Annotated in this window: 26 protein-coding genes and 1 other annotated feature; of the genes, 16 read left to right on the top strand and 10 right to left on the bottom strand. The window is 50.7% G+C overall.

The genetic code is table 11. From position 1 onward, the window contains the following. Nucleotides 1–80 precede the first annotated feature (80 nt). The 3 genes from KQI79_RS05380 (at nt 81) to KQI79_RS05370 (ending at nt 2,100) form a co-directional block, all read left to right on the top strand. Nucleotides 81–1,277, top strand: a complete 1,197-nt coding sequence (locus tag KQI79_RS05380; RefSeq protein ID WP_216537189.1) for an MFS transporter — start codon at nt 81–83, stop codon at nt 1,275–1,277. Between the two features lie 257 nt (nt 1,278–1,534). After that, nucleotides 1,535–1,633 carry a YjcZ family sporulation protein gene (locus KQI79_RS05375; protein ID WP_216537245.1) on the top strand — a complete coding sequence of 33 codons (99 nt, stop codon included), beginning with the start codon at nt 1,535–1,537 and terminating at the stop codon, nt 1,631–1,633. 119 nt (nt 1,634–1,752) lie between these two features. Beyond that, nucleotides 1,753–2,100 carry a toprim domain-containing protein gene (locus KQI79_RS05370; protein WP_216537188.1) on the top strand — a complete coding sequence of 116 codons (348 nt, stop codon included), beginning with the start codon at nt 1,753–1,755 and terminating at the stop codon, nt 2,098–2,100. Between the two features lie 14 nt (nt 2,101–2,114). Here KQI79_RS05370 and cyoE read toward each other — a convergent pair whose 3' ends face one another. Together cyoE and KQI79_RS05360 are read right to left on the bottom strand one after the other, a co-directional pair. Further along, nucleotides 2,115–3,050 carry a heme o synthase gene (gene cyoE, locus KQI79_RS05365; protein ID WP_216537187.1) on the bottom strand — a complete coding sequence of 312 codons (936 nt, stop codon included), beginning with the start codon at nt 3,048–3,050 and terminating at the stop codon, nt 2,115–2,117. A 201-nt stretch (nt 3,051–3,251) separates the two neighbouring features. Next, nucleotides 3,252–3,548, bottom strand: a complete 297-nt coding sequence (locus tag KQI79_RS05360; protein ID WP_216537186.1) for an MFS transporter — start codon at nt 3,546–3,548, stop codon at nt 3,252–3,254. A 109-nt stretch (nt 3,549–3,657) separates the two neighbouring features. Here KQI79_RS05360 and KQI79_RS05355 point away from each other — a divergent pair, with 109 nt between their 5' ends. Then, nucleotides 3,658–4,641, top strand: coding sequence for a metal-dependent hydrolase (locus KQI79_RS05355; protein ID WP_216537185.1), 984 nt, complete (start codon nt 3,658–3,660; stop codon nt 4,639–4,641). Between the two features lie 95 nt (nt 4,642–4,736). Here KQI79_RS05355 and KQI79_RS05350 read toward each other — a convergent pair whose 3' ends face one another. Then, on the bottom strand, nt 4,737–4,958 hold the full coding sequence (locus KQI79_RS05350) for an alpha/beta-type small acid-soluble spore protein (RefSeq protein WP_216537184.1): 222 nt from the start codon (nt 4,956–4,958) through the stop codon (nt 4,737–4,739). A 133-nt stretch (nt 4,959–5,091) separates the two neighbouring features. On the opposite strand from KQI79_RS05350, the gene KQI79_RS05345 reads away from it, so the two are divergent. Next, the gene (locus KQI79_RS05345) at nt 5,092–5,280 is read left to right on the top strand and encodes a DUF5325 family protein (protein WP_216537183.1); all 189 of its coding nucleotides are present in this window, start codon (nt 5,092–5,094) and stop codon (nt 5,278–5,280) included. Nucleotides 5,281–5,292: 12 nt separating this feature from the next. Here KQI79_RS05345 and trpS read toward each other — a convergent pair whose 3' ends face one another. After that, nucleotides 5,293–6,285, bottom strand: coding sequence for a tryptophan--tRNA ligase (gene trpS / locus KQI79_RS05340; RefSeq protein WP_216537182.1), 993 nt, complete (start codon nt 6,283–6,285; stop codon nt 5,293–5,295). A 56-nt stretch (nt 6,286–6,341) separates the two neighbouring features. Then, nucleotides 6,342–6,646: a binding site (T-box leader), on the bottom strand. Nucleotides 6,647–7,070: 424 nt separating this feature from the next. On the opposite strand from trpS, the gene KQI79_RS05335 reads away from it, so the two are divergent. Next, nucleotides 7,071–8,036 carry an aldose 1-epimerase gene (locus tag KQI79_RS05335; RefSeq protein ID WP_216537181.1) on the top strand — a complete coding sequence of 322 codons (966 nt, stop codon included), beginning with the start codon at nt 7,071–7,073 and terminating at the stop codon, nt 8,034–8,036. A 53-nt stretch (nt 8,037–8,089) separates the two neighbouring features. Here the strand turns inward: KQI79_RS05335 and KQI79_RS05330 are convergent, their stop codons facing one another. Further along, nucleotides 8,090–8,875 carry a DeoR/GlpR family DNA-binding transcription regulator gene (locus tag KQI79_RS05330; protein WP_216537180.1) on the bottom strand — a complete coding sequence of 262 codons (786 nt, stop codon included), beginning with the start codon at nt 8,873–8,875 and terminating at the stop codon, nt 8,090–8,092. A gap of 274 nt (nt 8,876–9,149) precedes the next feature. On the opposite strand from KQI79_RS05330, the gene KQI79_RS05325 reads away from it, so the two are divergent. Then, a complete protein-coding gene (locus tag KQI79_RS05325) occupies nt 9,150–10,022 on the top strand; it encodes a class II fructose-bisphosphate aldolase (protein WP_216537179.1) in 873 nt (290 codons plus the stop codon). A 16-nt stretch (nt 10,023–10,038) separates the two neighbouring features. After that, nucleotides 10,039–10,980, top strand: coding sequence for a 1-phosphofructokinase (gene pfkB, locus KQI79_RS05320; RefSeq protein ID WP_216537178.1), 942 nt, complete (start codon nt 10,039–10,041; stop codon nt 10,978–10,980). A gap of 610 nt (nt 10,981–11,590) precedes the next feature. On the opposite strand, the gene KQI79_RS05315 is transcribed toward pfkB, so the two are convergent. Continuing rightward, a complete protein-coding gene (locus KQI79_RS05315) occupies nt 11,591–11,998 on the bottom strand; it encodes an O-methyltransferase (protein WP_216537177.1) in 408 nt (135 codons plus the stop codon). Nucleotides 11,999–12,191: 193 nt separating this feature from the next. Here KQI79_RS05315 and KQI79_RS05310 point away from each other — a divergent pair, with 193 nt between their 5' ends. Next, a complete protein-coding gene (locus KQI79_RS05310; RefSeq protein ID WP_216537176.1) occupies nt 12,192–13,451 on the top strand; it encodes a methyl-accepting chemotaxis protein in 1,260 nt (419 codons plus the stop codon). Between the two features lie 75 nt (nt 13,452–13,526). On the opposite strand, the gene KQI79_RS05305 is transcribed toward KQI79_RS05310, so the two are convergent. After that, nucleotides 13,527–15,317: a M3 family oligoendopeptidase gene (locus tag KQI79_RS05305; protein WP_216537175.1), complete on the bottom strand. Its 1,791-nt coding sequence runs from the start codon at nt 15,315–15,317 to the stop codon at nt 13,527–13,529. 60 nt (nt 15,318–15,377) lie between these two features. Here KQI79_RS05305 and KQI79_RS05300 point away from each other — a divergent pair, with 60 nt between their 5' ends. Together KQI79_RS05300 and KQI79_RS05295 are read left to right on the top strand one after the other, a co-directional pair. Further along, the gene (locus tag KQI79_RS05300) at nt 15,378–15,542 is read left to right on the top strand and encodes a YycC family protein (protein ID WP_216537174.1); all 165 of its coding nucleotides are present in this window, start codon (nt 15,378–15,380) and stop codon (nt 15,540–15,542) included. Further along, the gene (locus KQI79_RS05295) at nt 15,539–15,805 is read left to right on the top strand and encodes a hypothetical protein (RefSeq protein WP_216537173.1); all 267 of its coding nucleotides are present in this window, start codon (nt 15,539–15,541) and stop codon (nt 15,803–15,805) included. The genes KQI79_RS05300 and KQI79_RS05295 overlap by 4 nt, the downstream gene beginning before the upstream one ends. A gap of 20 nt (nt 15,806–15,825) precedes the next feature. Here KQI79_RS05295 and KQI79_RS05290 read toward each other — a convergent pair whose 3' ends face one another. Both KQI79_RS05290 and KQI79_RS05285 read right to left on the bottom strand, forming a co-directional pair. Next, a complete protein-coding gene (locus KQI79_RS05290; protein WP_216537172.1) occupies nt 15,826–16,539 on the bottom strand; it encodes a DUF2225 domain-containing protein in 714 nt (237 codons plus the stop codon). Nucleotides 16,540–16,562: 23 nt separating this feature from the next. Continuing rightward, nucleotides 16,563–16,940, bottom strand: a complete 378-nt coding sequence (locus KQI79_RS05285) for a globin domain-containing protein (RefSeq protein ID WP_216537171.1) — start codon at nt 16,938–16,940, stop codon at nt 16,563–16,565. A 221-nt stretch (nt 16,941–17,161) separates the two neighbouring features. Here KQI79_RS05285 and KQI79_RS05280 point away from each other — a divergent pair, with 221 nt between their 5' ends. The 3 genes from KQI79_RS05280 to KQI79_RS05275 are packed head-to-tail and all read left to right on the top strand — an operon-like array spanning nt 17,162 to nt 19,331. Beyond that, nucleotides 17,162–17,851, top strand: a complete 690-nt coding sequence (locus tag KQI79_RS05280) for a response regulator transcription factor (protein WP_216537170.1) — start codon at nt 17,162–17,164, stop codon at nt 17,849–17,851. Further along, a complete protein-coding gene (locus tag KQI79_RS27455; protein WP_230191007.1) occupies nt 17,848–18,417 on the top strand; it encodes a hypothetical protein in 570 nt (189 codons plus the stop codon). Before KQI79_RS05280 ends, KQI79_RS27455 begins: the two co-directional genes overlap by 4 nt. Continuing rightward, a complete protein-coding gene (locus KQI79_RS05275) occupies nt 18,342–19,331 on the top strand; it encodes a sensor histidine kinase (RefSeq protein WP_253297953.1) in 990 nt (329 codons plus the stop codon). Before KQI79_RS27455 ends, KQI79_RS05275 begins: the two co-directional genes overlap by 76 nt. Here the strand turns inward: KQI79_RS05275 and KQI79_RS05270 are convergent. Beyond that, entirely contained in the window at nt 19,270–20,487 is a 1,218-nt protein-coding gene (locus KQI79_RS05270) for a DUF418 domain-containing protein (RefSeq protein ID WP_216537169.1), read from the bottom strand. The genes KQI79_RS05275 and KQI79_RS05270 overlap by 62 nt on opposite strands. Nucleotides 20,488–20,907: 420 nt before the next feature. Between KQI79_RS05270 and ylbJ the strand changes: the two genes are divergently transcribed. Both ylbJ and KQI79_RS05260 read left to right on the top strand, forming a co-directional pair. Then, nucleotides 20,908–21,963, top strand: coding sequence for a sporulation integral membrane protein YlbJ (gene ylbJ, locus KQI79_RS05265; RefSeq protein WP_216537168.1), 1,056 nt, complete (start codon nt 20,908–20,910; stop codon nt 21,961–21,963). A 98-nt stretch (nt 21,964–22,061) separates the two neighbouring features. Further along, on the top strand, nt 22,062–22,883 hold the full coding sequence (locus tag KQI79_RS05260; RefSeq protein ID WP_216537167.1) for an NAD kinase: 822 nt from the start codon (nt 22,062–22,064) through the stop codon (nt 22,881–22,883). Nucleotides 22,884–22,947 lie beyond the last annotated feature (64 nt).

The raw sequence follows: 22,947 nt of genomic DNA, 5'->3' as shown, positions 1-22,947 counted from the left end.
TCCCATAAGACGTACAAGTATAGCATGCGCAGCTATTCGACGAACGTACGGCTTCGCGCAACGATGAGGGGGGAGCTTCATTGAAAACCGCCGTTTGGCTGTATTTATTTCTGTTTATCGCTTTTTTCGACTTGCATGCGCAATACCCGATATTAACGCCCTTCGCCATTTCTTTGGGCGCCGCGCCGTCGTTTATCGGGTTAATGATGGGCATCTATTCATTTACCCATTTGCCCGGCAACATTATCGCCGGCTTCAGCGTCGACCGCTACGGCAGCCGGATTTTCATCGTGTTGAGCTTGGCCGGCGCCGGTGTGATCATGCTGCTGCAGGGGATGGCGACGAATCCGTGGCAGCTGCTCGCCCTCCGATCCGTAAGCGGATTTGTGCTGGCCTTCTTGTCTCCGGCTTGTTTGGCGCTGCTGGCGCGGCTGGCCAAGGATCATATCCATCAAGGCAAGCTGATGGCGGGCAACGGCCTGGTTCATACGCTCGCTTCCGTCGTTTCGCCCGCGGCGGGCGCGTACTTGGTCGCCAAAATCGGCTTTTTCCACGCTTTTACGGCGCTCGGATACGTTTTGATCGGCATCGCCTTGCTGGCCGTTTTTTTCATACATGATTCGCCCTCTCCGGCCCCTTCTTCTACAACTAATGCGGAGGAGACAGCTATGCCGGCGGGCGGGGCGGCGATCGCCGAACAGAATGTGACGAAGATCCCTTGGCGTTTTTTCCTGTTGCCGATTGCGATTTCATGCTCGCAAGGCATCTTGTTTTTCGAGCTTCCTTTAATGCAAATCGCGCTTGAATCCATTATGACGACGGGAATTTTATTCTCCATCGTCAGCTTCGGCGCTTTGGTGACGCTAAGCCTTTTGTTTCTCAACCGGTATTCGTCCTATTTCCGCACATGGTTCGGGTGCTTGGCCCTTGCCATTTGCTTTTTCACCATCGCCGTGGGGTGGCCGATCCCGCTAACCGCCATTTTGCTCGTCATCGGCATGGCCAAAGGAATCGTATTCCCCGCTCTGTCGACACTGTTGATCGAACTAAGCGGCGGAACGCGGTACGGACGCATGTTCTCCGGGCTTGCGATCGCCATGTCCGTCGGATCGTTCCTCGGTCCGATGCTGGCGGGACAGTTGCGCGACTTCGTCTCGTCTTATTATATCGCCTTTATCGTCCTGATGCTCGGCCTTTGCTTTTTGCCGGGCCAGCCCGCTTCGCGCACGACCGCTTTCGTCCCCGGCAATAAAAACGGCAATCCGGTTCATTCTTGACGTTCTTCTACGGAATGGTCCATTGACCTATTTTCTGGGACATAGGTATGCGCACAATACCTGTACTTGCCTACCACATAGTATGCATTGTGACCTAGCACAAATAACTATGAGGAGGTTTCTTGAAAGTGGAATATAAAAAAGATTGCGGATGCCATGGCCCGAGTTATGCCACCCCTTATGCGCCGACGGCCGTTTCGCCGGCAGCCGTTTCGCCGGCTCCATACTGTCCGCCGCCAATCGTTTCGCCTGCAGCCATAGGACCGTCCTTCGGTTGCGGCGGCTTTACATCGGTCGGCGTGATTCTTGTCCTGTTTATTTTGCTCGTCATTATATCCAGAGCGCGTTTATATTAATTTTGTTTCGTCCGCTCGCGGTTTGCCCGTTTGGCAAGCCGCTTTTTTTCATGTATAATCGCTACCGAAGATGCAACATTTCGGCCATTTCCCGGGGAATAGAACAAGGAGTGAAACCGATGTCGATCGTCATTGTCGTCGAAGGAAAAAACGACCGCAACAGATTGCAGAAGCTGCTCTCTTCCGAAATCGCCATATTATGCACTTACGGGACGTTAAGCACAGAGCGGATCGAATCGTTGAAAAAGAAAATCGGCGATTCCGCCGTTTATTTGTTTATGGATAACGATGCGTCGGGCAAAAAAATAAGAGCCATTCTGCGCGACACTTATCCGGATGCGGAACATATATACACGCGGCGCGGCTATGCGGGCGTGGAAGGAACTCCGGACGAATATCTCATTCAACAATTAGAAAAAGCGGGGCTGGAGGAGTATATCATATACCCGGATCCGACCCCGCTATAAACGTAGCAACATATTTATTTATGCACCGTGTCGATGATCATTACGAGAAATGTAATCATTAAATAGTTGATGGAGAACAGGAACGTCTTCTTCGCCCAAAGATTTTCGTCCTTCGCCTTAAATCCGGAAAGCGAAATCCATAGCCATGCGATTCCGGTAATTAAAGCCACGATCAAATAAAAAACGCCTACATATCCGAATGCATATAAAAGAACCGATGCGACAATCAACAGTACCAAGTAAGGAATCATTTGATATTTGGTGCGCTTGATTCCTTTGACGACAGGCAATAGAGGATATCCGGCCTGACGGTATTCTTCCAAGCGGCGGATGCCGAGCGCCCAGAAATGAGGCGGCTGCCATAAAAACATGATGGCGTACACCAACAACGCTCCCTGATCGACCACGCCCGCGGCGGCGACATAACCGATCAACGGAGGCATCGCGCCGCCGATCGCACCGATCGAAGTGCTCCACGTCGACGAGCGCTTTAACCACATCGTATACACGACATCATACCCAATCATGCCGAGGGCGCCGATCGCTCCCACCAGAGGATCCAAAATAAATAAAATCGCTAATCCGAGCACCCCAAGAATCGTTGCGTACCAAATCACCGTCTTCGGCTGCAGCCTCCCGGCCGGCAGCGCACGTGTGCGGGTTCGTTCCATTTTGGCGTCCAGCTCGCGATCGTAAACGTTATTGAACGCGCAAGAAGACGCTAATACGAAAGCGGTCCCGAGCAGCATCCATAGTAAAGTGGGAATATAAATTTCCCATTGCGAAGCTACCCAATACCCGGCAAAAGCCGCAAATAAATTAGAACGGAGTATCCCAGGTTTCGTCACACGTATAAATTCTTTCCATTTGCCCTCCTTCTTGCTTGCAATCGAAGGATTGGGAATGGATACGGAATCGGACGGAACTTGGTAACCTAATTGTTTGTCCACTGATTCGTTCCTCCTAAAAGTTTTGCGAAAGACTCGCTTCCACGCGAGGCCAGCCGAGAAACAACATTGCCTCGCAATCATTCGCTTCGCTTGTACTCGCGAAAGCGCAACTTTCACGGCTTTGCTATGATGTTTATCATATCAAAACCATTCGACGTTTGACAACGTTCGCGCGAGAACATTCATCAATTTGACAATTCCTTAGCATTTCGCATCTAACACATGAATAAACTCCCAGATATGTATTTTATCCTTACCGCCGACGATAAAATCGGTCATGCGCTCCCATTCGCTGCCCGCGGTAAGCCTATCCCGTTTTATGCGTTCGAAATCTTCGGGGCAAGTCAAGCTCCACGTCTCGACGAACAAATTCGGTTGATCGGCGCCTTCATACAGCGTGACGTTCCCCCCGCAATCCGCCAGCAGCCTTTTCATCGTTTTCAAGTAAGCTTCGCGGCGCTCGGGATCGATTTTATACTCTACAAAGCCGACATTCATTTCTTCATTCCGCCTTTCTTGCTTTCATCCGTCTTATATTTTACATGCTTTCGGCCAATACTAACATTCGTTGCATAAGTTTTCTAGTCAAAAGGGAGGAAATTTCAAAATGGATACGGGAACACATCTGGTCATGGGACTCGGACTCGCCGGGCTCAGTTATATCGATCCGGCCGTTGCGGCGAATTCCTCGCTTGCGGCCGCCGTGTTGCTCGGGACCGTCATCGGCTCGCAGGCCCCCGATTTCGACGATGTGCTGCGGTTAAAAAGCAATGCGTTCTATGTCCGCCATCATCGCGGCATTACCCATTCGCTTTTGTTTATTCCGATATGGACCTTATTGGTCACGCTAGTCGTCACTTTCTTTTTTCGCAACGTGCCGGTCGATCACGTCGCATTCTGGGTGTTTTTCGCCGTTTGTTTGCACAACTTCACCGACCTGTTCAATCCGTACGGCACGCAAGCGTTTTGGCCCCTGATGAATAAGCGGGTTTCTTGGAATATTATCCACCTGTTCGACCCGGTTATTTTCGCAACGCATGTCGTCGCGATTTTTATGTGGGCCTTCGGTTTAAGCCGGCCAAATGTCATTTTCCCGTTATTGTACGGGTTTCTGATTCTTTACTATTTATGGCGCACCTTCGACCATAACCGGTTGGAACGGAATTTGCCCAAGCTCGATTCCGAATACGAGCAAGGCGATACCTATGTTCTTATTCCTACCGTATCGCTGTCCCGTTGGCATGTCGTGAAGACGAAGCCGGATCGAAGCTATATGATCGGAAAGTTTCATCCGAATCAGTTGGAATGGATCGAACATGTGACATGCTCCGATCATCCGGCCGTGAGCGAATCGAAACAGGACGAATGCGTGCAAGCAATGCTGCATCTATCCTCTTACGCTTGCGCCGAAGTGAAGAAAACCCGTGTCGGGTATGTGGTGCGCTGGTCGGACGTCCGCTTCCGTCACCGGAGACAGTTTCCGTTTGTCGCCGTCGTGATGATGGACAAAGAGTTTCAACCGCTGGAATCCTATGTCGGCTGGATCAACGATAAACGCATCGAAAAACGGCTGCGGTTAAACAGCTATTGACGATCGCCCCAACTTGCGTCACAATCAACATTATATAATGAAAAAAAGAAAGCTCAAGGCGCAGCCTCGAGCTCTTTTGAATCTTTGCCGATCGATTAGCGGTTCGTACGGCCGGAAAGTTGTTGTTCAGCCATTTGAACCAAATGTTTCGTGATGTATCCGCCAAGAGATCCGGCGTCGCGCGATGTAACGTGACCGTAGTAACCGTCTTGAGGAATCGTAACGCCTTGTTCTTGAGCAGCTTCCATTTTCATGCGCTCCAAAGCTGCATTCGCTTCTGGAACTAATAACTGGTTAGAGCGACGTGATTGACCCATACAATAAAATCTCCTTTCACGCTGCGATAAAATGTGTTCTTGCAAGCTTGCAAGCTTATTATTACCCGCCTTGAAAATGTTATTCCCATATCCAAAGAAAACGTACACGAAATGTCATTGGAGGTTTTATACAATGAGTAAAGGTCTCTCTTTATGGTTTGCCGTCAGTTCGGTGGTGCTAATGATCGCCACGGCCGTCTCGATAAGCCATTATGCGTGGCTTGCCGTGCTGCTCGCCGTCGTCACGCTCGCCAACATCGGTTTCGGCTTTGTCGTCAAGGCGCGAATGGGACGGCGCCAGTCCGGCAATTCGACGAATTAATATTGCCGATCGTTAACGCGGCATTCTTGGCAGGAAGCCCATCATCTCCTTCACTTGCTTGAGCGTCGCTTCGGCGACTTCCGAAGCCCGCTCGGCTCCTTGCCGCAATATATCATGGATATCGCCCGATTCGCGAATATCGCGATAACGCTGCTGCAACGGCTCAATTGCCGCAACGACCCGCTCCGCCAAATCCTTTTTGAACGCTCCGTATCCTTGACCTTCGTAATTCGCTTCGATCTGTTCAAGCGATAAGCCCGCAACATGCGAATAGATGCTCATCAAGTTGCTGACTTCCGGCTTATTCGCCGGATCGTAACGGACTTCGCGTCCGGAATCGGTCGTGGCGCGGCTAATTTTTTTGCGAATCTCGTCCGGCGTATCGAGCAGGGCGATGTAGCTGCCAGGATTCGGATTGCTTTTGCTCATTTTTTTGGTTGCGTCGTCAAGCGACATAATTCGCGCGCCCACTTTCGGAATGTACGGTTCCGGAACGGTGAAGCATTCCCCGAACCGATGGTTGAAACGTACCGCCAAATCGCGTGATAATTCCAAATGCTGCTTCTGGTCTTCCCCGACCGGCACCAAATCGGCATTGTACACTAAAATATCGGCCGCCATCAATGCCGGATAGACGAACAACCCCGCTCCGACCGATTCTTTCCCCTCGGATTTATCCTTAAATTGAGTCATTCGCTCCAATTCGCCCATATACGTTAACGTCGTTAGCAGCCATCCCAACTCCGGATGCGCAGGCACATGCGATTGCATGTAAACGTTCGCCTTCGCCGGATCGATTCCCGCCGCTATGAACAATGCCGCCACCGCTTCCGACTGCTCTCTGAGAGCCTCCGGTTGCTGCGGAACCGTAATTGCGTGCAAATCGACAACCATGAAGAAGCATTCATGGTCCTCCTGCAATTTCACGAAATTCAACATCGCGCCGATGTAGTTGCCGAGAGTCAGCTTGCCGCTTGGTTGAATGCCCGATAATACTCGTTTCATTATTTGCTCCTCCTTGTGCTTGCAACCTATTTTCAAATCAAAAAGGCCTCCCGTCCGCAAGGGACGAAAGACCGTGGTGCCACCCTAATTTGTTCGTTCGGAACCATGCAGCAAACGATCCGAACAAACCTTCTCACCCCTTAACGCGGGGCGGACGACCGGCATACTTCAATTCGGCCTAGAACGGGCAACTTGCCGCTGCCGCCGTTCCTCCGCCGTTTCACGGCGTTACCTGGCCTCTATCGTTTCCGCTTCGGCGCTCAAGGGTCCATTTCAATCGATAGGCTCCGCCGGTTCGCAGCAACCACCGGCTCTCTGCAGGGTCCGCCGACCGTTTACTTATCCCTCTCATCGCTTTTCGTTTCATTGAATTTTGGGGTTATCATAACAGATTGCCGCATAGAATGTCAAATGGCGGTACGTTGCCCCCGGCAGTCGTCTTGACCCGCGCCGATACATTTATTATGACTTTCTTCTTCGAATTTGATATGATGAGAAGAGATTATATAAAAATGCGTGTTCAAAAAGTCAGCTTTTCAGCACCGAGAAGGTTGCGGGAACCCGAAGCCATGCTTCCGAAGCGAGTTTTGCTGCGCAAAACTTTCAGGAGGAGCGGAGTGTAGGCAAAACCTGCATGAGCACCTGCAATGTTTCCGGAGGAAACATACTTCGTAAGCATAAGCTATTCGAGGGTGAACGCAAGATTCGATGTCGAATCCGCTCCAGTAATACTTCGTGATCAAAAGAGGACTTTTTGAACAACCTCTAAAAGGAGTTAATGCGCTATGCCCCAAGTAACAAAAGGACAATGGAACGGCCATGATACGTATATCCTACATAGCGAACAACTTGAAGTAACGCTTCTTCCCGGACTCGGCAACAACGTCATCCGCATTTGGGACCGCACGAAACAGCGCGAAGTGCTGCGCGTACCCGATGCCGCCGATCTCGATTTTTATATGCAGAAACCGTATCACTTCGGCATTCCGATGTTAATTCCGCCCGGACGGATCCGCCGCGGCGCCTTCGAATATGACGGAGTGCAATACCAATTCGATCAAAATACGGCCAACAACAACCATATTCACGGTTTGCACCGTACGCAGTCGTGGAAAGTGGCCGATATTCAAGAACTGGACGAATATTGCACCGTTACGGCAACGTTCCTGACGGACAGCGATCCGAACTGGGCGCGGCAATATCCGATCCCTCTCAAGCTTGAGATGACGCTCGAATTGCGCGGTTCGACGTTGTCGCAATCGCTCCAGGTGCACAATCTCGGCGAGCATGCCGCTCCCTTCGGCTTCGGGCTGCATACCTGGTTTATGATCGACGGAGAACCCGAAAAGTGGAAGCTGGAACTGCCGGTTTCCGCCATATACGAACTGGACGCGGAATTGCTGCCGACCGGCAACGTTTTGCCGCTCGGCGAACACGCTTTATTGCCGCAAGGGATCAAGTTGAAAGGAACGAATTTCGATACCGCCTTCCAAATCGGCGCCAACCCGGTCCGCGCCGTCTTAACGCGCGACGACGGATTGAAGCTAGTGTACAGCGCGGGGGAACGATACTTTAAACATTGGGTCGTCTATACGAAGGGCGAGGCCGATCAATTCATCTGCATCGAACCGTATACTTGGCTGCCGGATGCGCCGAATTTGCAGCTCGATCGATCCGTTACCGGGTTAATCGATATCCAGCCGCATGATAAGGTCGATTTGCAGGTCAACCTCGACATCCGTTACGAATAAGAAAGAAGCAATGCCTCGTTCGCCGGAGGCATTGCTTCTTTGCATTTGCGGCGCTATAGCGCGTAAGCGACCGTTATGCCGTGGCGGTCCAATTCGGCTTCCATCGCCGCGTCCATCCTCGTATCCGTAAGGCAAGCGTGCAGTTCGGTAAGCGGCGCGATCGAGAATAAGGAGGCCTTGCCGACCTTTGTATGGTCGAATACGGCAATGGTGCGCTTGGTGCGGGCCATGAGCATTTTGGCCGTCTGGGCCTCAAGCTCGGAATACGTCGAAATTCCTTGTTCGATCGATATGCCGTCAATGCCGATAAAGAGCTTCTCGATATTGAGATGCTCGATCGTCTTCTCCGCAAGCGGCCCGCTGAGCTCGTAGCTTTTGCTGCGCATAACGCCGCCGACGACAACGACTTGGATGCCGTCGGAATCGGCGAGTTCCATCGCGATATTGACCGCGTTCGTCACAACCGTCACGCCCTGCATTTGTTTCAGCTCGCGCGCGATCAGAAACGTAGTCGTACCGCCGGTTAGACAGACGCTATCCCCTTCTTCGATCCATTCGACCGCCTTGCGCGCGATCTTTTCTTTTTCCAGCCACAACTGCTGTTTCTTCTCGGCGAAAGGAACCTCGCGCACGGAATTCATTCCTTCGAACAAAGCTCCGCCGATCGTCCGGATGATGGCGCCTTGCTTGTCCAACAAGTCCAAATCGCGGCGCGCGGTCGCTTCCGAACAATCGAAATTTTCGATGATCTCCTGTATCGTGATTCGTCCTTTTTGCTTAATAAATTGTAAAATTTGTTGACGTCTAAGCTCGCCTTTGGTAAGAGCCGGTCCGGTCATGATAAGTCACTCCGCCCATTGGTATTATTTATTCGTTGGTGCCGTCCATCCGATCGCCGATGATGCATTTGATTGAAAGGCTCACATCATTATAGCATATTGGAGCCCTCGCCGATAAGCTCGGAAACGCAGGAGGCCGTTGATTGGCAGCGATTTGATGTACTTGCCGTTCATCGCAATTGACACTTGCTTTATCCTACACTATAATCAACTTAAATGAAAGTATAAATCATTATTTTGATCGTTTCAATCATTTTATTGGAGGGGACATTCAATGGGACATTTAATTTCATCAACATCGATGTTGGAAACTGCAAGAGCGAACGGATACGGCATTACCGCGTTTAACGTTCATACGCTTGAAATGCTTCAGGCCGTCGTCGAAGCGGCCGAAGAGGCGCAAGCGCCTCTCATATTGCAAACGACGGTAGGAACCGTCAAGCATCTCGGGCCTGAATATATCGTTGCAGCCGCTTCGGTCGCGGCCAAAACATCGTCGGTGCCGATCGCGCTTCATTTGGATCATTGCACCGATTACGATTTGATTGTGCGCTGCATTCGCGCCGGATACACATCGGTCATGATCGACGCTTCGATGCATCCGTTCGAGGAAAACGTCCGCAGAACGGCCGAAGTGGTTCAAGTGGCCAAAGCCGCAGGCGTCAACGTCGAGGCCGAGCTTGGCAAGGTAGGCGGCGTTGAAGACGATATCGTCGTTGAAGAGGAAGACGCCCGCTTGGCCGATCCGCAGGAATGCGTCGTATTCGTGGAACGGACCGGCGTACCGACGTTCGCGCCCGCGATCGGCACCGCGCACGGCATTTATAAAGGCGAGCCAAACATCGCCTTCCATAAATTGGAGCAAATTTTCAATTCGGTGCAAGTCCCGCTCGTTCTGCACGGCGGCTCGGGCATTCCCGCCGACCAAGTGAAGCGTTGCGTCAGTCTCGGCATGGCGAAAATGAACGTTGCCACGGAACTGCGCATCGCTTTCTCCGATGCGATCAAGCATATATTCGCACAGAACCCGGAAGAGAACGATCCGCGCAAATATATGGTTCCTGCGAAAGAAGCGGTAAAACGTTTGGCGATCGAGAAAATGCAGCTTACCGGCTGCGTGGGACGCGCCAACGAATGCAAAGCGTAAGTTAGGAGCATAGACGATGATTACGACAGTCACTTTAAATGCGGCAATCGACAAAACGTATACGGTTCCCCACTTCGGCACGGACAACGTATTCCGGGTCCAAAGCATGACCGCCGTTGCCGGCGGCAAAGGCATTAACGTCGCCCGGGTTACGAAGGCGTTGGGCGAGGACGTGACGGCGACCGGCTTCGTCGCCGGCTCCCATGGATCGTTTATTACAAGCGGCCTGGATCGGGAGAAGATCGCCCACGATTTTGTCCATGTCGACGGCGAATCGCGCCAATGCATCACCGTGCTCGATCCGGCGAACGCGAACCGGCAAACGGAATTGCTCGAGCCCGGACCGACAATCACGAGCGGGCAATTGGACGCCATGAAACGGAAAATCGGCGAGTTGGCGAAACGGTCGACGCATATGGTGTTCTCCGGCAGTTTGCCGAAAGGCTGTCCTGCCGGGACGTATGCGGAACTGATCGAAGAGGCCCGCTCCGCGAACGGAGCGTTGCGGCTCATTCTCGACACGAGCGGCGACGCCTTGGTCGCCGGAATCGAGGCGAAGCCGGCGCTCATCAAGCCGAACGAGCATGAAATCCGGAAGCTGCTCGGCAAAGCGGCCGGGACGGAAGCGGATCTGATCGCCTGCATTCGCGACATCATGGGACGCGGCATTCCGTACGTCGTCGTCTCGCTCGGCGGCAACGGCGCTCTGGCCGGTTGCAACGGCTCCGTCTATCGCGTCCAATTTCCGCCGATGGACATCGTCAATCCGGTCGGCAGCGGCGATTCGATGGTCAGCGGCATGGTTGTAGCGATGAAGCGCGGCTATTCCGACGCCGACTTGCTCCGTTTCGGCTGCGCCTGCGGCAGCGCCAACGCGCTGACGCCGAGTGCCGGCAACGTGCGCCCGGAGGATGTCGACCGGCTCTTCGCCGGCATGAGCGTCGCCGAGCGAAACTGATCGCGCAACAGGAATACGTATAAGCTCCGCGGCGGCATCCGAGATTGTAACAATTGCTGCCTGAACGAAGTAGCGGTAAAAACTACCGCTACTTTCCTTGTTTTTAAGGCCGCAGCGAAAGCAACTCCAATTTCTACCTCTAATTAGGCACATTCCCGGCTAAATTTATTTTTCGTAAGAATTAACTGTAGGAAATACCGTTATTTTATGCCGCAGAGCATAAATGGAGGAATTAACGCCGGTTTTTACCGTTAGCATTGGTTAGCATAGCAATTACATTGACTAACTGGGATGCGGATGGTAACGTGCCGCAAAAAATAACGGATTTCCAAGGCCCTATTTTCCAGTTTTCGGAATTAGGGGATTTTCGATCCGTTAATATGCCGCAATTTACCCGAGAATGTTTAATTTTAATAAGTTTCGGAAAAATAACGCCCTCAAAATCCGTTAACTCCGCCAAAACAGCATTTTCGGACAAAATAACGCCCCGAAAATCCGTTAACCTAAACGCATCAGGTACCGTCGTCGGATCGTTTGGCGGGGTAAGTAGTCCATAACATGAATCGCCCCTAGTACTTTATAATACTAGGGGACGTTGATATAAAAATTGCTATAAGTCCAAATTTTTCTCGCGGTATGTATGCCGTTGATTCATGCGGATTAATAAATTCGCCATATTATAATGGGATTCAAATTGTACGCTAATAACGACAGCCTGTTGCCTCACCGTAAAATCGAAACAAATTTCTCCGTGCGTCCAACTGGTTTTGTACTTGAGCGCTTCAATGGCCATGTTGCGGAACGACCGTTGCTGAACGGACGTCAAACCTTGCTGCGGCTGCTGCATCTCACCGTTGCGGCTTTCGATCGGATTATGCCGGATGCCGAATTTGCCGATCGCATTGTTGCGAATTTGCACAAATACCGTACCCGAAGAGAGGGAAGACAATTCATCGCTCAGTTCTCTAACCACCATATCCATCTGCCTCGCCAAAGAAAGTTGGTTCAATTCCATCATTTCCCTCCTTTCATCTCCTAAATTTTCTATTTATTAATAGTGCTTATTTCACATTATACGGAACGAATTTCCTAATATCAACATATTTCTGCATTTTATGGGTCTATTCAACAAAAGACTTCATTGGGTCTTGTAGACCATTTATCGAACCGATGTTATAATATGGATATCATTTTAGAAAAGGAGCGTTCCTATGAACTGGTTCCATTCTCTCTCTTTCAAACAGAAACTTCTCATCGGCTGTTACTCTATCGTAGGCGTATTTTCGATCGCGACGATCGTATTGCTGCTCACGGCTGGAGGCGCTTTCGTACCGGGACTTATCGTGCTTCTCGTTCTCATTGCGGCCAGCTATCCGTTTATCGGCATGCTTGAGAAAGCGCTGACCGAACCGATCGAGAATATTTCTCGCGTAGCGCTCAGCATTTCCAAAGGAGACTTTTCGAACAGTGTCTCGATAACGTCCGACGACGCATTAGGCCAACTAGGGCGTTCGTTCAACAGCATGATTGACAAACTGAAAGAAATTTTGAAAGAAACGTCGAATATTTCCCGCCACGTAGCGGATACAAGCAGAGACATTTTCAATAAAAACAATAATATGAAGCTTGTGATGGAACAAGTCGCATCCTCTTCCAACGAACTGGCGACAGGCGCGGCCGAGATTTCGGAAGAAGTCGGCTCCGTGTCCGAATCGATTAAAGACATCGAACAGAAGGTCGCAAGTTATGCCGCATCGACCAAAGAAATGAACGCCCGTTCCGAAAGCGCCTTGATGCTAGTCGAAAAAGGAAGATCGGCTGTCGAAAGCCAAAGCGCCGGCATGCAAAGAAATATCGAAGCGACGGAAACCGTAGCTTACACAATCGAAGAACTGGCCAAACAAGCGGACGGCATTACCAAAATCACGAAGACGATATCCGAAATTGCGGAACAAACGAATTTATTGTCGCTTAACGCCTCCATCGAAGCGGCTCGCGCCGGGGAGCACGGCAAAGGGTTCGCGGTCGTCGCCTATGAAGTGCGGAAATTGGCTGAAGAATCTTCCGCTTCGACCAAAGAAGTGTTCACCTTGGTGCGGGGAATCGAGCAAGGAGTAAGAAAAGCGATCGAAAACATAAGCGTGAACGAAGAAATCGTAAAAATGCAAACACAGCTCATCCAGGAAACCGAGAAAGTGTTTGCCGAAATTGTACATAGCGTAAAATTTATTACCGATGAAATTTATAATTTCGCCCAGCAAAGCGATCTGATGCTGGCGAACGCTCAGAAAATATCGGGCGCAATCGAGAATATTTCCGCCATTACGCAGCAATCGGCCGCCGGCACGGAGCAAGTGTCCGCGTCGATGAACGAACAAATCAATTCGGTTGTCGAAATGGTGCAGGAAGCCGAACGAATGCAGCAAATGGTCATCCAGTTGCAGCGAACGATTCAAATTTTCAAGCTATAGTCGTTAAAGTCGAGACTATGAAAAAAGCGATCGGACAGAGCGCACCTCTCCCCGATCGCTTTTCTATTGGGCGGATTATTCCGTAATCCGCAAAAACTCGCGAACGTCGTTCACGGTCAAATCGACCGCGCTTTGCCAGAAATCCGGCTTCGTCAGGTCGACGCCGAGATGCTTCTGAGCCAATTGCTCTACCGTCATCCGGCCCGTATCGCGCAGCAAATCGATATATTGCTCTTCGAAGCCGGCGCCGCGGCGCAGCGCTTCGGCATAGATGCCCGCGCTGAACAAATAACCGAACGTATACGGGAAATTGTAGAATGGAACGTCCGTAATATAGAAATGCAGCTTGGATGCCCAGAAATGCGGATGATATTCGGATAACGCATCGCAGTACGCTTCTTTTTGCGCTTCCGCCATCAATTCGCATAATCGGTCCGCGCCGACCAATCCCTGTTTGCGCAGCTCATAAAAACGGGTTTCGAACAAGAAGCGAGCATGGATGTTCATATAGAATGCGATCGAATTTTGAATTTTCTCATCGAGCAGCACGATCCGTTCTTCATCGCTCTCGGCTTGCTTCAAGGTCGAATCCATCATGATCGCCTCCGCCAGCGTCGATGCCGTCTCAGCCACATTCATCGCATATTCCTGCGACAATGCCGGCAAATCGTCCATCACAAGCTGATGGTACCCATGGCCAAGCTCATGCGCCAATGTCGAAACATTGGACGGCGTTCCGGCGAACGTCAAGAAAATGCGCGTTTGCCTGCTGACAGGCAGCGAAGTGCAAAATCCGCCAGGACGCTTGCCCGGGCGATCCTCCGCCTCGATCCACCGCTCTTCAAATGCCCGAACCGAGAAATCGGCCATTTTAGGGCTGAATTTGCGGAATTGCTCCACGATCGATTGCGCGGCCTCGTCGTACGACACCTTCTTATGCAAAGAGCCGACAGGCGCCTCGACGTCTTCCCAGCTTAACTTGTCTTTCCCCAATAACTTGGCCTTCCGTTGCAAATATTGGACGAATACAGGTTTGCTGCGGACGATCACGTCCCACATCACTTGCAGCGTTTGCTCCGACATGCGGTTGATTTCAAGCGACTCTTTCAATACCGAGTCCCAACCGCGGTGTTCGTACAATTTCAACCGGAAGCCGGCCATATAGTTCAGCGTATCCGCGAATAAATCGGCCTGTTCCCCCCACGTTTGTTCCCATTGCTTGAAAATGCGCGAACGAACTTCCGGATCGGGGTCATGCATTTTGTTCGACGCCTGCCCCGCCGACCAATGAACCGTCTTCCCGTCTTCCGTGGACGGAATGCGAATCCGGCTTACGAGCGTATTATAAAACTCTCCCCAACCGTGATATCCGTCAACCGCCAAATCGCCGGCTAACGCCTCCTGTTCCGGCGGAAGCTTGTCGCGCGCTTGTTCGCGGCGTTCGTTCAAATTGAAGGCGAGCGGCTTCACCTCAGCCGTTTCCAGCCAAGCGTTCCAGACTTGTTCGTCCATCTTGCTCAATATTTCGTCAAATCGCGTAAAAGCGGCCAACAGTTGCGCGTTGATCGATTTGACGCGGCCGGTTAACAAGACCGCCTGGCGGTCTTTCTGATTTTCCGCCGTTAGGCATTCCGTAAATGCGCTTGCCTCGCGCAGACGCTGCATCGCGCTCTGAATCCGATCCAATAATTCGTTTAATTTGCCGGTTTCCTCTACATTGCGCGGCAACTGAAACTCCTTGAACTGTTGCTGCAAAGAAGACAAATCTTCTTGCAGCGTCTGCAGAAAACTAGCGAAAGAAGCAGAGCCGGATCCCCCTGCAAAAATCGAATCTAAATCCCAAGTCGGTTGTAAAGGCTGCTTCACCTTCTTCACCTTTCCTTTCGTTATTGATATAATGGTGGAAAAACTTTCGGGAGGCGTCCTATGAAACCTCTGCAAATATCGCCTGAAACGGCCGTCATGCTAGCCAAAAAATTAAACGTTCCGCTCGAGCATCTGATGCATATGCCTCGTCATATTTTATTGCAAAAAATAGCGGAATTAACCGACCAGCAAAAAAATAACGAAGAGACCGGGGAACAATCATGATCCCGTTCGAAAAAACTTGGCCGTATGAAATCATCATGAACGATCTCTATGTACAAGATTGCCCGTTCTGCGGCGAATCCAACGTTCTGCTTCCGCTGAAGCCGAAGGAATTGGCAGCTATCCACGACGGCAAGAAAAAATTGCTTGTTTTCCCCTGTTGCCGCAACAAAGTAACCGTGGTTGACACGGACAGGGATTATTTGTTAACGGATACCGTCCTGCGGAAACGGCCTTCGTCCGGTCAATCGGAACATTCGCGCTAATCGGAGATTGATCGCCCGCGCTACATTCCTTGTTCCGCGGCTTTCATTTCTTCGGTCGGCTCCAGTTTACGCTCCGCCATTTCTTCGCGAAGCGCTTGCCATTGCTCGCGGCTCGCCCGAATCATGGCGCCGTCCATAATTTTTTTGTCATGCACGACACGGGAGAACCATTTGACCGCCTCATTGTAATTGCCCAGGCGGCGATTGATCTCGCCGATCAAATATAACAGGCGCGCGTTGTTGGCGCCCACCCCTTCCAACTCGTAGACGCGAATGTATTCCTGCAGCGTATATTGCATAAACCGTTGCTCTTGCTCGTGATCGTTCCGGTAACGGTATAGCCAGGCAATATGGTGCAGGAGACTTGCGATCAGCCGCTTTTTCTCGCTGACGGCTTGCGCGCACAACAATGCCAGCTGATACGTTTCGAGCGCTTGTTCCCAGGAACGCTCACCCTCGTAGGCGCGGGGAACCCAGCGCTCTTTAATCTGCGATTCAAAATCTTTGCGCTGCTTATCCGACAATTTATCTCCGAAATTTTCCGTAGAAGCGAATCCGCAAGCCGGACAAACTCTTACGACGTAATAATCGGGATTCATCGTTTTGTAATACGCGCAAAAGTCGGTATCGGTTTTATATGCTTTTTTTAAACTATGGCGCACTCGCGACGTTTCAAACACATTCTCGCAATACGCGCACTTCACTTTCATTTTATATAGCGGCTCCAGAGCCATGCGCCCACCTCCAGTCCCGTTTTTTACGGTGTATTTACAAAATGAAAAGCGGGGCCGGATAATCTTTGAATCGTAAATTGTCTAAGCTCCGGCTCGACTCCGATTTCCTCCAAAGCTTCCTCCATACAGCCTAGCCATGCTTCAGCCCGTTCCTTCGTCACTTCGAAAGCGAGATGTCTCGCACGCATCATCGGATGGCCGTATTCGTCGGAATACAGCGACGGTCCGCCGAAAAATTGCGTCAAAAACATATACTGCTTCTCCATCACCGGGTTAATATCCTCCGGAAACAACGGTCCTATCAAAGGATGCTTCTGCACTCGCGGGTAAAAAGCTTCGACTAGACGGCGTACAGCAGGCGCGCCGCCCAGCGCTTCGTAAATCGTACCGTATTTGCTCATCGTTTCTCCCAGCTTTCCATTATGTTATGAATAGAACGCTCTAAGAGGCAAATTTATTGAACACAGTTCTATTCGCTCTATATTAGTATACCAAAAAATTAAGAAAAAGGCCTAACGGTATCCTTTACGTTCGTTCAACTGAACCCCTATCGACGGAGTTATGCTATAATTCCCATAACATCGTTTCGAGCTAGACAGTAGGACATACAGAGGGGAAACCAATGAAGGAAAAAATACTGATTGTTGATGATGAACCGGAAATCGTGGAGTTTATTCAAGATGCGTTGACAGACGAAGGTTATGATGTGATCACAGCTTTGAATGGGGATCAGGTATTCGAACTGTTGGGAGCCAAACCGGATCTGATCATACTCGACGTAATGATGCCTGGGCTTGATGGATGGGAAGTATGTCGGGCGATTCGCGGACTTGTCGCTTGTCCGATTCTGTTCCTAAGTGCAAGGCAAAGCGAAGAAGATCGCATTCAAGGGCTGATGGTCGGCGGCGATGACTATTTGCTCAAACCCTTCAGCATCAAAGAGATGAAAGCGCGAATTCGCGCGCACTTGCGGCGTGAGCAAAGAAACGGCATGGGCCGGACCCGTTCGATTATTCACTATGGCGAATTGACGCTGGATGCTGGGAGCTATCAAGTATTTATACGAAATCGCCAGGTGCCGTTAACCGTCCGCGAGTTTGAAATTGTCCAATTTTTACTGATGCATCCGCACCAGGTTTTTAGCAGGGAGCAAATTTATGAAAAAGTATGGGGTTTCGATGCAGAAGGAGATTCAAGTACCGTCACGGAACATGTTAAAAAAATCCGGGCGAAATTAACCGAGTTGGCACCGGATCAAAGCCATATTTCCACCGTATGGGGTGTCGGCTATAAGTGGGGTGGGCAGTCGTGAAGAGGAACTCATCGTTTCGCAGACAATTTATATTTGCCTTAATCTTGACGCTTGTACTCAGTATGGTATGTACTGCAGCCATATGGGGGGCAAGCCTCTATTATCTCCTTTCCAATGAGGGTGATTTCCTTCGTCCGGCTAATTACTACGAACGGAAAATTCCGGAGATTATACAGTTTGCCAAACAGAATCAGGACATGCTGCTCTCCCCATCGTTCCAGCCAGAATTGGAGCGGATCATTCCGTTAGAAGTGATAAACTATCAAGTGGTTGATTTATCCGGCCAGATTATCCATGGATGGGAAGGCCGCCGCTTCTTGTCCGAACCTGGGGATATCGTACGCAAGGTGAACACATCCGAGCAATTGGACGGATACTTTATTCGTTATTTGCCCATATTGGATCAGGAGGAACGGTTATCCGGCGTCTTCGTGCTTCGATATGCCCTTAGCCTGTTATACAGCAACCAGCCGGTTGATGCGAAACTTCCTTGTTTATATTCGGAAACATGGCCGCTCCCTTCCTGTTTATTCTGCTGTTTACCATTCTGTTTGCCCACAGAATAGGCAAGCGGTTGGAGCCTCCGATCGCGAAACTGATCGATGGAGCCGCACGGATTCGCCAGAACGATCTTGATTTTACCTTGTCCGACGTCGGCGGCTCAAAGGAATTGACACAGCTGGCCAGCGCTTTCGAGGACATGCGTCGGGCGCTTCATACTTCCCTGACAACCCAATGGCAGATGGATCAGGAGCGCCGGGATATGGTGGCCGCGATTGCGCATGATCTTCGGACACCCTTGACGATCATTCAAGGCCATGTCGACAATTTGCTGGAGAGGAAAGACAAGCAAGCCGAGCGGCTGGACAAATATTTGCATACGATTCGGAAAAGCACAGACCGAGCCGTCCGATTGCTGGACGATATGAATCTTGTTTCGGAAATCGATCAGCCCGATTTTATTCTGACTAAACGGCCGATTGACTTGATGGCCTTCTGTCAGGAAAAAGCGGAGGAATACCAGATGATGTGCGCAGCTAAACGGATCGATTTTCAATCGTCGTTTCATATGTCCGATGATGATCCCGGGAGAATCGATGCCGATGTCCACCGATTGGAGCAAATGATGGATAATGTGATTGCCAACAGCATTCGGTTCACTCCTGAGGGCGGGCAGATTCGTTGGCGGATAAACATCGGACCGGAAACCGCCGTTATTGAAACGGCCGATTCCGGTCCAGGGTTTACTGAAGCTGACCTGAGCTATCTGTTCAATAAATTTTATCAAGGCGATCCTTCACGATCCGCGGCCAAAGGTCATGCCGGTCTTGGACTGTATATCGTCAAAACATTGGCGGAAAAGCACGGGGGAAGCGTTGCTGCCGGGAATCTCCCCGAGGGCGGGGCTTATGTACGGATTATCCTGAAAGTTCGGCACCCGGCCTTTTCTTGCGAATCGGTGAAATCGATAAATAAGTAAGCATCCTCCAGATCCACTCCAGCGGACCCATTTGGAATCTCCGCAGCCAGAGGGCGCTGATCGCCATTTGGCAAGCAAATAGGAATACGGACAAGAGCAGGCCTTCCAGCACGTTGAGTTTCCCGTACCAGCCCAATCCGTAACTGTAAAAGATCAGCGTGCACAGGACGGACTGCATGATATAGTTGGTGAAAGCCATCCTGCCGACATTCGCTAATGGCCGCAAGGTTTTCTCCCCTGTTTGCTTGCGGACAAGCAAGGCAAGCAGGGCAATGTAGAACAAGCCGAGCAATGGACTGCCGATCAAGTGCCTGATGACATTCAATTGATTGATTAGCCCCGAATGGGCTCGGACTAGCTCCAGTCCGACCGGCAGCAAGGTAGACACAAGCCCTATTGCTCCCGACCAGAGGCAAATCCGAATCCATACCGGTTGATATGCGGTTACATCATGAAGCAGTCTGCGCTTGGCGAAGTAAGCACCCAACAGAAATAAGCCGAGAAGCTGCGGGTAAAACAGGAGCTGGTTGCCCAGCGAAATATTCCAATCCCACACTCGCTGCTTCTGAATTTCCCCATAAGTGCCGGCCCCATAAATCATCTGATCCCGTTCAATCATTTGACCGACGTACTGCTGGAATTCAGGACTCAACTGCACAGTTCCTGCTCCTTCCCCTCCAGTGGCTAGGAGCAATACCGGAATCAGCATGATTAGCAAGACAGCCCAAATCAGCAGCGTTCTTGGTTTGCATTTGTGGAACAACAGCAGAACAAACCCAAGCAAGGCATAGTGGAGAAGAATATCCCCGAACCAGATAAACCATCCGTGAATCCATCCAAAAAGGAACAGGGCAAGCAGCCTTCGTAAATACAGCGGCACGAAACGCCTGCCTTTGGTTGCCGCCCGGTCTTTCAATAGAATCATGCCATAACCGAACAGGAAGGAGAACACAGCGATGAACTTGCCGTTAACGAATATTTCAAGAAACTTATTCGCTGCTTGGTTCCAGAAATCCGGCCACTGCTCGATCTGAAATTGAATCGCCTGTAAGGAAATAGAATAAAACGCCATATTGGCGAGAAGGATGCCCAGAATAGCCAGTCCTCTGGCGATGTCGAGAATAGGAATACGTTCCTGAGCAATAACAGGTTTCATAAAAAAATCACCCTTTCCATGATCTGCAGCCGGATTGCGTCCGAGTGCAGATTCATTGTAAGGGTGAATTCTAAAGAAATTATAAAAGTAAACTTCGACTTACGTTTAGCGTCTCGCAGGTCCGTTCATTTCGCTTTCATAATCTTCTTCCGCCGGTACGGTTAACGATTCGCGAATGACATATACGAAAGCGCATACGAGTATTCCGGCAATAATGCTCATATTCATCACTCCACGTCCATATTGTCGATCCGTTCGACATATTCCATTTCCTATAGTCTAACATAGAAGCGCTGCAATGTAAACGTTTTCTTTCCGCATTCTTTAAGGAAGCTTGACCTTCTTCAGTACTGTTTGTCCGGTCCCGGTCATAACAATAGAAGAAAGGCAGTTGAAAAATCCAAAGGAGTTATTCACATTATGTTTCCCTTACGATTATCCGCAACGCCGCTATTGACATTAATCGCCTTTTCGTTGATCGTACTCATGATCGTTTTTCCGGAATCGACATTGGAAGCTGCGGTGCGAGGGCTTGCCATTTGGTGGGACGTGTTATTTCCCGCTTTATTTCCTTTTTTTGTTATTTCGGAATTATTGCTCGGTTTCGGCATCGTCCATTTTGTCGGCACGCTGCTCGATCCGTTCATGCGTCCGCTGTTCCGCATTCCCGGAACCGGAGGTTTCGTTTTTGCCATGGGCTACGCTTCCGGCTATCCGGTCGGCGCCAAGCTGACTTTGCAATTATGGGAGCAGAAGCTTGTTACGCGCGAAGAAGGAGAGCGGCTTGTCGCCATTACGACGACATCCGATCCGATTTTTCTGATCGGCGCCGTTTCCGTCGGATTTTTCCAAGATGCGAAGATGGCTCCTATATTGGCGCTGGCGCATTACGGAGCCGGCATATTGATCGGCCTCCTCATGCGGTTTCACGGACGCGGAGCGCCTCCCACGCCGCCTGAACATGCGGGCCAAAGCGGAGAGCGGAGCAGGCTTAAGCGGGCATTCGCATCGATGCATCAAGCCCGCATTCGGGACGGGCGCAATTTGGGCGAATTGATGCGAAGCGCGCTCGAATCCTCCTTGAAACTTATCATCGTCGTCGGAGGCTTGGTCGTTTTCTTCTCCGTCGTCTTGCAATTGTTGACCGATGCGAATGCGATGCGCGGCTTCTACGCGCTCATTCGCAGTGTGCTCGAGTTGTTCGGCATGCCGCAATCGTTATCGGAGGCCATTGTTAACGGCATTTTCGAAGTGACGCTCGGAGCCCAATCCGCCGGGGAAGCAGGGGCGAATATTGCGATTCCGTTTAAAGCGGCCGTCGCCGCCTTCGTCTTGTCCTGGGGCGGATTATCGGTGCATGCGCAAGTCGTGAGCATATTAAATTCAACCGATCTCCGGTACGGGCCTTTCTTGCTTGCCCGTTTCGTTCACGGCATATTGGCGATGGCGATCGTTTTCGTATATTACGCATTGTAATCCTCGTTCAGATTGATTATGATCTAAAGAGAGTAATTTTAAGAGGTTGTTCAAAAAGTCCTCTTTTGAACAAACATTTTAAAGGAGTCGTTATTACGTTGAGATACTTCGTGCAAACACGCAGCGACAGCGTTTCGAAAGAATTGACGGACAAGTTTCACCGCCTCGCGGCCGAGCGAGGCTTGCAGTGCGACGAGCAAACCCCGGAGATCGTCGTATCCATCGGCGGGGACGGAACGATGCTGCACGCATTTCACCGTTATATCGAACGGTTGGACGAAATCGCATTTGTGGGCATACATACGGGACATCTAGGATTTTACGCCGATTGGCAAGCAACGGAACTCGAAGATTTGGTCGACCTCATGTCGGGCGTGAAGAAATCCGATCTCCTCTCGCCCCGCATTGTCAAATATCCGCTAGTCGAGCTGGAAATTCATACGGATAGCGGAGTGAGGAAATATTTGGCTTTGAACGAATTTACGGTCAGAGGCATCGACGGAACGATCGTCGCGCAAATCGATATTAACGATCAACTGTTTGAAATGTTTCGCGGAGACGGAATATGCGTCTCCACTCCGTCCGGCAGTACCGCCTATAATAAAAGCTTGGGCGGCGCCATGCTTCATCCGGCGATCGAAGCGCTGCAGTTGGCCGAGATCGCCTCGATCAACAATAGAGTGTATCGTACGCTCGGCTCGTCGTTAATATTGCCGAATCATCATCATTGCGATATTTACCCCCGCAACGAGCAGCGCCTTTTATTAACGGTGGATCATCTGTCCGTGCCGCTCGGAAATCTTCATTATGTGCGCTGCAGCGTCGCCAAACAGAAGGTGAGCTTCGCGCGCTACCGTCCTTATCCGTTCTGGAATCGCGTGCGGCGGGCGTTCATCGGCTATGAGAATACCGAAGATTAATCCCGCCAACATATAGAAAGGGGGAGAAACTCCTTCGAGTTTCTCCCCCTTTCTCCTTACGTCG

Source organism: Paenibacillus sp. MSJ-34, assembly GCF_018918005.1.
GTDB lineage: Bacteria > Bacillota > Bacilli > Paenibacillales > Paenibacillaceae > MSJ-34.
Note: the sequence above shows the minus strand (reverse complement) of the source record. Positions and strands in the feature narration are given on the sequence as shown.

What these genes read in the sequence shown, in the direction of transcription:
- KQI79_RS05370 (WP_216537188.1), top strand. Translation starts at nt 1,753, where the DNA reads ATGTCGATCGTCATTGTCGTCGAAGGAAAAAACGACCGCAACAGATTG.
- KQI79_RS05330 (WP_216537180.1), bottom strand. Translation starts at nt 8,875, where the DNA reads ATGACCGGACCGGCTCTTACCAAAGGCGAGCTTAGACGTCAACAAATT.
- KQI79_RS05300 (WP_216537174.1), top strand. Translation starts at nt 15,378, where the DNA reads ATGAAACCTCTGCAAATATCGCCTGAAACGGCCGTCATGCTAGCCAAA.
- KQI79_RS05285 (WP_216537171.1), bottom strand. Translation starts at nt 16,940, where the DNA reads ATGAGCAAATACGGTACGATTTACGAAGCGCTGGGCGGCGCGCCTGCT.
- KQI79_RS05355 (WP_216537185.1), top strand. Translation starts at nt 3,658, where the DNA reads ATGGATACGGGAACACATCTGGTCATGGGACTCGGACTCGCCGGGCTC.
- KQI79_RS05350 (WP_216537184.1), bottom strand. Translation starts at nt 4,958, where the DNA reads ATGGGTCAATCACGTCGCTCTAACCAGTTATTAGTTCCAGAAGCGAAT.
- KQI79_RS05280 (WP_216537170.1), top strand. Translation starts at nt 17,162, where the DNA reads ATGAAGGAAAAAATACTGATTGTTGATGATGAACCGGAAATCGTGGAG.
- ylbJ (WP_216537168.1), top strand. Translation starts at nt 20,908, where the DNA reads ATGTTTCCCTTACGATTATCCGCAACGCCGCTATTGACATTAATCGCC.
- KQI79_RS05335 (WP_216537181.1), top strand. Translation starts at nt 7,071, where the DNA reads ATGCCCCAAGTAACAAAAGGACAATGGAACGGCCATGATACGTATATC.
- KQI79_RS05345 (WP_216537183.1), top strand. Translation starts at nt 5,092, where the DNA reads ATGAGTAAAGGTCTCTCTTTATGGTTTGCCGTCAGTTCGGTGGTGCTA.
- KQI79_RS05295 (WP_216537173.1), top strand. Translation starts at nt 15,539, where the DNA reads ATGATCCCGTTCGAAAAAACTTGGCCGTATGAAATCATCATGAACGAT.
- KQI79_RS05325 (WP_216537179.1), top strand. Translation starts at nt 9,150, where the DNA reads ATGGGACATTTAATTTCATCAACATCGATGTTGGAAACTGCAAGAGCG.
- KQI79_RS05270 (WP_216537169.1), bottom strand. Translation starts at nt 20,487, where the DNA reads ATGAAACCTGTTATTGCTCAGGAACGTATTCCTATTCTCGACATCGCC.
- pfkB (WP_216537178.1), top strand. Translation starts at nt 10,039, where the DNA reads ATGATTACGACAGTCACTTTAAATGCGGCAATCGACAAAACGTATACG.
- trpS (WP_216537182.1), bottom strand. Translation starts at nt 6,285, where the DNA reads ATGAAACGAGTATTATCGGGCATTCAACCAAGCGGCAAGCTGACTCTC.
- KQI79_RS05315 (WP_216537177.1), bottom strand. Translation starts at nt 11,998, where the DNA reads ATGATGGAATTGAACCAACTTTCTTTGGCGAGGCAGATGGATATGGTG.
- KQI79_RS05290 (WP_216537172.1), bottom strand. Translation starts at nt 16,539, where the DNA reads ATGGCTCTGGAGCCGCTATATAAAATGAAAGTGAAGTGCGCGTATTGC.
- KQI79_RS05310 (WP_216537176.1), top strand. Translation starts at nt 12,192, where the DNA reads ATGAACTGGTTCCATTCTCTCTCTTTCAAACAGAAACTTCTCATCGGC.
- KQI79_RS05360 (WP_216537186.1), bottom strand. Translation starts at nt 3,548, where the DNA reads ATGAATGTCGGCTTTGTAGAGTATAAAATCGATCCCGAGCGCCGCGAA.